The sequence below is a fragment of the Candidatus Latescibacterota bacterium genome, from assembly GCA_019038625.1.
GTDB lineage: Bacteria > Krumholzibacteriota > Krumholzibacteriia > Krumholzibacteriales > Krumholzibacteriaceae > JAGLYV01.
Genome location: JAHOYU010000099.1, coordinates 21,901 through 30,160 on the forward strand (window position 1 = coordinate 21,901; position 8,260 = coordinate 30,160).

Annotated in this window: 8 protein-coding genes; 4 read left to right on the forward strand and 4 right to left on the reverse strand. The window is 48.7% G+C overall.

All coding sequences use genetic code 11. The annotated features are described in order from the left end of the window. Window positions 1-142: 142 nt before the first annotated feature. The 4 genes from KOO63_07440 to KOO63_07455 are packed head-to-tail and all read right to left on the reverse strand — an operon-like array spanning window position 143 to window position 2,300. Entirely contained in the window at window positions 143-589 is a 447-nt protein-coding gene (locus KOO63_07440) for a hypothetical protein (protein MBU8921638.1), read from the reverse strand. Between the two features lie 10 nt (window positions 590-599). Continuing rightward, the gene (locus KOO63_07445) at window positions 600-923 is read right to left on the reverse strand and encodes a hypothetical protein (GenBank protein ID MBU8921639.1); all 324 of its coding nucleotides are present in this window, start codon (window positions 921-923) and stop codon (window positions 600-602) included. Next, window positions 924-1,520, reverse strand: a complete 597-nt coding sequence (locus KOO63_07450; GenBank protein MBU8921640.1) for an RNA polymerase sigma factor — start codon at window positions 1,518-1,520, stop codon at window positions 924-926. It lies immediately after the preceding gene. Window positions 1,521-1,553: 33 nt separating this feature from the next. Then, entirely contained in the window at window positions 1,554-2,300 is a 747-nt protein-coding gene (locus tag KOO63_07455; protein MBU8921641.1) for a hypothetical protein, read from the reverse strand. A 333-nt stretch (window positions 2,301-2,633) separates the two neighbouring features. Here KOO63_07455 and KOO63_07460 point away from each other — a divergent pair, with 333 nt between their 5' ends. The 4 genes from KOO63_07460 (at window position 2,634) to KOO63_07475 (ending at window position 7,945) form a co-directional block, all read left to right on the forward strand. Continuing rightward, complete coding sequence (locus tag KOO63_07460) at window positions 2,634-3,026, forward strand: BlaI/MecI/CopY family transcriptional regulator (protein ID MBU8921642.1); 393 nt, start codon at window positions 2,634-2,636, stop codon at window positions 3,024-3,026. 2 nt (window positions 3,027-3,028) lie between these two features. Beyond that, complete coding sequence (locus tag KOO63_07465) at window positions 3,029-4,690, forward strand: tetratricopeptide repeat protein (GenBank protein ID MBU8921643.1); 1,662 nt, start codon at window positions 3,029-3,031, stop codon at window positions 4,688-4,690. 446 nt (window positions 4,691-5,136) lie between these two features. Further along, entirely contained in the window at window positions 5,137-7,104 is a 1,968-nt protein-coding gene (locus KOO63_07470; protein ID MBU8921644.1) for a T9SS type A sorting domain-containing protein, read from the forward strand. 217 nt (window positions 7,105-7,321) lie between these two features. Then, window positions 7,322-7,945, forward strand: a complete 624-nt coding sequence (locus KOO63_07475; protein MBU8921645.1) for an integron integrase — start codon at window positions 7,322-7,324, stop codon at window positions 7,943-7,945. The last annotated feature ends 315 nt before the right edge of the window (window positions 7,946-8,260 follow it).

Sequence of the window (8,260 nt, forward strand, 5' to 3'; positions counted from 1 at the left end):
TTATTTTGTTATTGAGCCGGCCCAGGTTACTGACCAGCAGGGCTTACAGGAATATACACGATACGTACACATCATGGAACAGTGTTGTTTTATGCCAACCCATGATCCATAGGTGTGGTATCCGGTAATGAATCCGGAAGTATCACCCATCACCTCGAGGCGGAGGAGGCTTGCCGATATTCGAACGGTTTCTTCTGCCGCGCGGCCTACCCCTGAACCTTTTCATCCTTTCTTCCAGTTCTTTCTTTCTTCTGTCAAATTCTATTCTTTGTCCTTTGTCGAGGACTGCTCTGACTTCCGTCATCTGATGTTCGATGTTTGTCTCCATTTTCAGGAAGAACTCGGAGGAGAGCTTATCGATATCCGGTTTGACAGACGTCAGGATGCTGTCTATCTTCGCGCGTTGCGTTGAAGTGATGTCGATTCCCCGAATCGTCTCCATCACAAGTCTGTGCTGGGCCCTTCCCGGGCCGCCACGCATGAATCCCTCGAACTGACGCCTGATGACGATGTTCGAAGTGACGACTCCGACAACCGCTCCGAGAAGGAATATCGTGACCAGACCGGACCATACCTTGAGGTTTTTCATTTTCGGTCTCCTAAACGAATGGTGGGGAGATGATGAATCCCACCGGATCTTCCAGCATCATAATGGCAAGGTCACCGAGTGTCGTCATATCCGACCTGACGGCGTAGAGGACGAATAACAGGGCGAATGCCGCAGCCACGGCTGTAAAACGCCAGATGAACATTCCCTGGGAAAACAACCAGTTGTTCTCCTTCGCCGGGTCCGTATCCATAAGACGGATCTCCCTCATCACTCCTGCGCGCCATGAGTCATCGGTATCAAGGGTACGGTTCTTCTTCCATACTCTTTTCATCGATTCTTCGATCCTCTCAAAACCCGATTTTTTCATTTTCATTCATCTCACCCCTTTCACATCATTGTCCTCAATGATCTTTCTGAGTTTCTTGCGGGCACGGAAAGCCCTTATTTTGACTTTGCCCTGGCTCCAGCCAAGGATCTCAGCGGTTTCCTTTATGGAGTATTCATCCAGATGCACGAGCTCCACTACAGCCCGGTCGTCTGGATGAAGCCTCGAAAGGGCAATTCCGAGGACATCGCCTGCCAGCCTTTCGGATTCGTCCGATTCATGATTCCAGGACGATTCGGCAGTCGCAGTATTCTCGATCCATTGTACATGTTCTTCACTAAGCGAGTTCATCGGTATTTCCCTGTTCCTGTATCTTTTTCTCCAGTGATCATGACATGTCCTTACTGCCACTTTTGCCAGCCAGTGCGAGAAGGGGCTTTCTCCTCTAAACCGGGGGAGAGACTTGTACGCCCTGATAAAGACCTCGTGCGCCACTTCTTCAGCTTCCCCGGGAGAGACCCGTTTCATGACGATCCCGAAAACGTGATCTCTGTATCGGTCCAGCAGGATCCCGAAGGCGTCTTTGTCGCCTTCGAGGATCCTGCCTATTACCTCCATGTCTTCCAGTTTCGACGAGTCTTTCACTGTCACCATCCGGAAAGGGGGTGTTATCTCTGATCAGCGTCGAGATCCGTCTCTTCGGCTACCACGCATGGATCGCATCATCTCACGTCTTTCTGCTGCCAACTTTCTGTATGTCTCCATCTGTTCGGGAGTGAGGATGGAGGAAAGTTCTTTTTCGGTCTCTGCGTGGATATCATCCATACGGTCCCGTATCCTGTCCATGTCCCGGCGCTTGCCCTCGTCCATCATGGAACGGATCTTTTCCATCTGGTTGTCTACGATCTTTCTGACTTTTTCAGTCTGATCTTCTTTTAATCCCAGGTTCTCTACCATCTCGGAAAAGTGTTCGTCCCTGTTTTCGTCATTAAATCCACGCCTGGCGTAGCGCCTGTCCTCCTGGTCCCGGCCTCTTCCAGTCATCGGCCCACCGCGGTGATGTCTTGAGATCTCCCTGAATGCCTCTGCCTTGTCCGGCCCAAGCACATCTTCTACCCGGCAGCGAGTCTCCCGGTTGAGTCTTCCGAATTCCATCCTGCGCGAACGCCTGCCTTTTCTGTTGTTATCGTCGAATCGCCTGGCGATTCCCTTTCTTCCCTTCCTGTATTCTCTGAATATCTGACTTATTTCCTTTTCCTGTTCCTCGGTAAGATCGAGCTTTGACTTTACTTCTGTAAGGACCTTTGTGAAATCTTCCGAGTCATCCATCTGTCCCGCTGTGGTGTCTGCTTCCTGAGCGAGCAGGGGAGCAGCCAGGATCATCAGGCCAAGGATCGCTGTAACGATCGTTCTTGAGTTCTTCATCTCAGGCTTCCTTTCGTTTTGCCTGTCGGGGCCGCCGGTTCGCGTCCGGTCCGGTCATGCATCGCGCCTTCTGGCCCGCAGGCTATTATAGGCTTCTCTTTCCATACATGCCCAGAGTTTATTGAGCGTCTATCCGCTATCTCCGGGTATCTGGAAATATTGTCGTGGACTATCCAGGTACGGTTTCAGGGAAATTCAAATAAATTGAAAAAAATAGAAAATCGGGGTTGACAATGGGATCAAAGGGTGTTAAATTTTACACATGTTGAATTGTTAGCATAGTAATCCCTGCCTTCGTCCGTGGCCGGACTTGGATAGGCAAAGGAGCAGAGGATGAGCGACAAACCAAAGATCAGTGAATTGACAAAACGCGAGCGAGAGATCATGGAAGTTATCTACGACCTTGGGAGTGCTTCGGCTGTCCAGGTAGTCGAGAACCTTCCTGGAAAGCCGGTCAACGCGACCATCAGAACCATGCTTGGTGTACTTGAAGAGAAAGGTTTTCTCAGCCATGAAAGGGATAAGGGGCGCTATATCTATTCCCCGACCATTCCTCTTAAACAGGCGAGAAGCAATGCGCTCGACCATGTTGTCGATACATTCTTCAAGGGAGCCGAGGCGAGCGCGGTGATCTCGATCCTCAAGAAATCCGAGGCGAACCTGTCAGAGAGTGACGCCGATATGATGCTCGATCTTATCAAGAGGTCGAGGAAGGAAGGTCGATAGAGATGTCTTCATTCCTCAATGCTATTTTAGTAGAGACACCGTGGGCTGCTCTTTTGAGGTTTCTCATTGATGTGACGATCAAGAGTGGACTTATCATCGGAGTCGCCTCTATAGCTACATTGCTTCTTCGCAGGAATTCTGCATATATAAGAAATATGGTGTGGGGATTTGCCCTGGCCGGACTTCTGCTGATGCCGGTCCTGTCATTTATGGCACCCGTATGGAACCTCCCGATCATTCCCGAACCTGGTTCGTGGGGAACGACCTCCTATACTCCGGAGTACACGAAACTCGATCAGGATTCGCTCGTGGGGCCTCCTTTCCATGATAAATCGGCTTCTCTGTCTGCAGCAGATGAGGCCGGCCTTTCATCACCGATGAATATCCCATGGTATGCCTGGTGCATTTTCACCTGGCTGGCGGGTGGAATCATCTGCCTTGGTTATTGTGTCATCTCGCACGTTGGAGTACGGCACATCGTAAGGAATGCTCATCCGGTGAAGAAAAGGTGGCGCTCAGTCCTGAACCATGTCTCCATGGGACTAGATGTTGAGCGTGAAGTGGGATTACTCGAATCTGACAGGGTAAGAACGGCCATTACGGCTGGCGTGTTCGAGCCGGTAGTGATCGTGCCGGCAGAGTCGAGGGACTGGACTCCCGAGAGGATGAGCCTGGTCCTGTCGCACGAACTCGCGCACGTTAAGCGCTGGGATACGCTGGTAGAGGTATTTGCGCTTCTCGCTACGGTCGTATACTGGTTCAACCCGATGGTCTGGTTTGCAGTAAAACAGCTCAGGATCGAGCGAGAGAGGGACTGCGATGATGCGGTACTCTGTACGGGGGCGAGGCCTTCCGATTATGCCGAATTATTGTTGAAAATAGCAGCTGACCTTGGAGATTCGGCAAGACCGGTCTGGCAGTTATCCACGATATCACAGGGCTCTAACCTGAAGGACAGACTGATGAGTATATTGAATCCCAGGATAGACAGGAAAAGGGGAGGGCGACGCTCGGTGCTGATCACCGGGATCATCGTCCTTGCCATAGTGCTTCCTCTCTCCGCTTCAGGGCTTTGGAATGATTCTATGGCCCAGGACAAACAGGAGAAAGAAAAGAAGGCACAGATAGAGCAGATGAAGAAGAAGGACATCGAGAAGAAGATGCAGGAGAAGAAGAAACAAAAAGCATTGAAGAAAAAGATGTCTGCTGAAGAAATGAAAAAGTTGACGCCTGAGGAAAAGAAGAAGATGGAGGCCAAGAAGGCTCTGAAGAACTGGGAAAGCCTGATGGAGAATGAGAACTCCGCTGCGGCTGTCGTCGCGAAGACTTTCAAGAAAAAGGGCGTCAAAGCTGGGCTCAAGAAATTCCAGATGATGAAAGAAGCCGATTCGCACTATATAGATGAGAAGGAGTTCAATACTCTCGGATACACCTTTCTCACTTGGGGCAAACATGACGAGGCGATAGCGGCATTCAAGATCAATGTCAAAGAATTTCCTGATTCATGGAACGTCTATGACAGTCTCGGTGAAGCTTATATGTCAGCCGATAAGTACGACAAGGCTGTTAAAAACTATAAGATGGCCCTGAAGCTCAATCCGGACAGCAAGAGTTCGCAGTTCGCGCTCCAGAAGCTGAGTAATATGGCGAAAAAAGAAAAGTAGTCGATTGAAAACCGGGCTGTGTCCGTCGAGAATATCTCTGGTGTAATGGGGAAGATGAAGTCTCGGACCTGATGGACACGGCCCTTGTTGTTTACATAAAGCTGCCTCCCTTGAAATTAACGTGATCCCGCCTGAGATAGTGTCTTGTTGACCATTTCCTTTTAAAGTGGTAGTATCTGTAGTAAGGACTCTATCCAAAAAAGAGGGGGTAGTATAAGGACCAAAGCTAACGATCCCTTAATTATTATATATGATCAAGCCCGAGCCGGAACTGTCTGGTCGCGGGCCGTAACCACATCAATATCCTGTCATCGGGAGGTTATTCCGTGTACGCCAGATATCGACTGGTCCCGACATTTTGTGTTCTGATATTAATTTTTCTGGCAACGCCACTCTCTGAAGCAGCCGGCCAGCAATTCAGCCTCTGGGCGGACGAGGAAAGGACGATGACCTGCATATATGACCATTCAGCATTTATGCCTTTCGACATCTATGTGTTTCTGGATCCAGGTATTAACGGGGCCATGGGAGCCGAATACCATATGGAATGTCAATCGGGAACTCACGTCTTGATTGAATATATCAATAATGATTTTATACCGATTTATATGGGAAATCCAACCATGGTGCCGGGTATTTCCCTCGCATTCAACGAGTGTCAGACAGAGCTTGTCTGGCTTCAGAAGCTGACATTTTTTCCCTTTTCTGCTGAAGTAGAATACTTCATTCTCGGCCCACATGTCGATACGAATATGCTGGCTATTGCCACTTGCGAGAGCGGGTACCCTAAGGCTGAAGCTACATCCATGAACTGGTTCAGCTTCAACGAATGCTGGCATATCCCTCCGCGTATTTCCGCGATAGAGGCCACAAGTCCGATCTCTCTACGAGTCGATTTTATTCCCTGCATCAATTCATGGGGTCTGCGAACTTACTATACGCATTTTACGATGTACGATGTGTCGACGCCTGAAGACACGGTTCAATTTATCGAGGCCTTTCAGGATTATACATCTATGGAAGGATTCTGCCTTGTGACCGGAGAGCCGATGGTTCCAGGAACGACCTATCGGCTCGAAGCTGACGATGTCTGTTGCGACTGCCACGGATGCAACGATTCCAGTTTTGAATTCACATATGAAGGAGGATTCGAGGACCGGCCTGATCTGGATATAGTGATGTTCAGGGCTCCGGTGACAAAACCGGATTCATGCGCATCCATCCCGATCGAATTTTCAGTCATTAATCACGGATCCGTTCAGGTCGATTCGTTCGATATCCTTATCGAATATGGAGAGAGCCCTGACCCGATCCTCACACTATATCACGAGACCCATTACGATCTTTATCCCGAAAGTACCGTTCACACAAAGATATACGCGCCTCTTCCGAATAACTCTTCGACTTCACTGTTCCTGAAAATAGACTGCGATACAGACAACAATGTCACTGAGTGGATCGAATTCAACAATGATTTCTACCGTTCCTTCCGGAATTACAATCCCGTCATTAATTCGGTCGATGATTTCCCGGGTGACTACGGAGAAATGGTGACCCTGAAGTTTAACGCTTCCTATTATGATTACATTCAATCAGGTCCGAGGGTCGATTACGAGATATATCGAAGGGATCTGGATGGTGCAGCCTGGACATGCATCGACACGATTCCCGGGAATCATGGGCGCAGCTATTCTGCGTCAATCCCGACTGAAGCTGATTCAACCGTCGAGGGCGGACTTGTATGGTCAGCATTTACAGTCAACGCGATAATCGATTACGGCCTTGAATCCTATATGTCCTGTCCGGATTCAGGATATTCTCTGGACAACCTTGGAGATATCGGAATCGAACTGGTATCGAGTTCGCTCGTCCTTGAAGGTTCTGCGTTAAGATTGACCTGGACCGTCATTCTATCCGAAGATCCAGGGGGTTCTGTCTTCGAGATACAGAGATTAGAAAACGAGGGGCCCTATGACCTCGTTTCCAATCCGGTCATCCTGAATGACGGAAACATGTTCTGGTTTGAGGATACCTCCGTTCAGTCAGGTAACGATTACAGATACAGGATGTTTTCTCTTTCTGCCGAGGGAACGCGACAACTATTGCTGGAGACCGAGTCCATGCTTATTCCCCGGTTACCTCTATCTTTGATGCAAAACAGGCCGAATCCATTTAATCCGGTCACAGAGATCGAGTTCTTTCTGCCCAGACCATCCTTTGTCAACCTGACCGTATATGATATTACCGGAAGAGTCGTCAAATGTCTTGTGAACGAGGAGAAAGATACCGGGAATCATATAACAACCTGGGATGGATTGGACCGAATCGGTAACAAGGTCTCATCAGGTATTTATCTCTATCGGATCAAGGCAGGCAAGGAAGCTGTCTCCAGGAAGATGGTCCTTCTGAAGTAGAATTTTGATGCGGTTGAGGGTAAGAATCTCGGTGCCGGGCAGGATAGAATATATGCCCCCCGCACAATGTATCACGGTCAGAATGAATCTTTCGATAATCGTCAATAGCGTTTACGATATATATGACGTTGTCGGTCATATTGGTCTGGTCCTGATTTAGACAAATCGTAACTTATGTAATAACAACAAGATACAATTCTCGAATTCTTCCTGAGGAATGGTACGCCCGTTGCTTGAGGATTATGTCTGGATCGCTGCAATGCTTCTATACGGATCTGGTCTGCGTTTGATGGAATGTCTTCATCTCAGAGTAAAGGATATCGATTTTGCGTATGGACAGGTGATGGTCAGGGACGGAAAGGGAGGCAGAGATAGAGTCGCTCCGCTTCCAGACAGCGTAAAAACCAGGCTGACTCATCACCTTGAATATGTAAAGCATCTTCACAAATCTGACCTGGCGGCAGGGAGGGGATCCGTGATGATCCCTGGAGCGCTGGCAAGAAAGTTTCCCAAAGGTAACATGCTCTGGGGATGGCAATGGGTCTTTCCCGCGACTCGGTTGTTCAGGGACAAGAAAACGGAGAAGATCTACAGGCACCACCTTCACGAATCGGTCGTCCAGAAAGGTGTGAAGAAGGCGGCAGGACTCGCGGGAATTAACAAGCGTGTTACCTGTCATACATTCAGACACTCATTCGCTACTCATCTCCTTCAGGATGGCTACGATATCAGGACGGTTCAGGAACTCCTCGGGCATAAGGATGTCCGGACAACGATGATATATACTCATGTCCTCAACAGGGGAGGGATGGGCGTGAAGAGTCCTGCAGATTCGTTCTGAAACTATTCGTCAAACTCACTCACATCAGTAAGCGATCAACCGAGATACCTGATATTATTTGAGATGAAAAATGGATCGCCGCAGAACACCAGTCGTCCTTACACGCCGATCTCGCTGCATAACACTCCAAAAGTTTTGGTTGATTATATGTATAAAACAGTGCTTTGGAAGGGGTTGGTGTGACCTTGACACAATTAACTAACTACGCTACAATGCCTCTGAAGCGGCAGAACATAAAAAGCACATACATCCCGAAATATTGTTAGATGGGTGATTACTATGTGGATGAAGACTAAAAAAAGTCTCAAACGATTT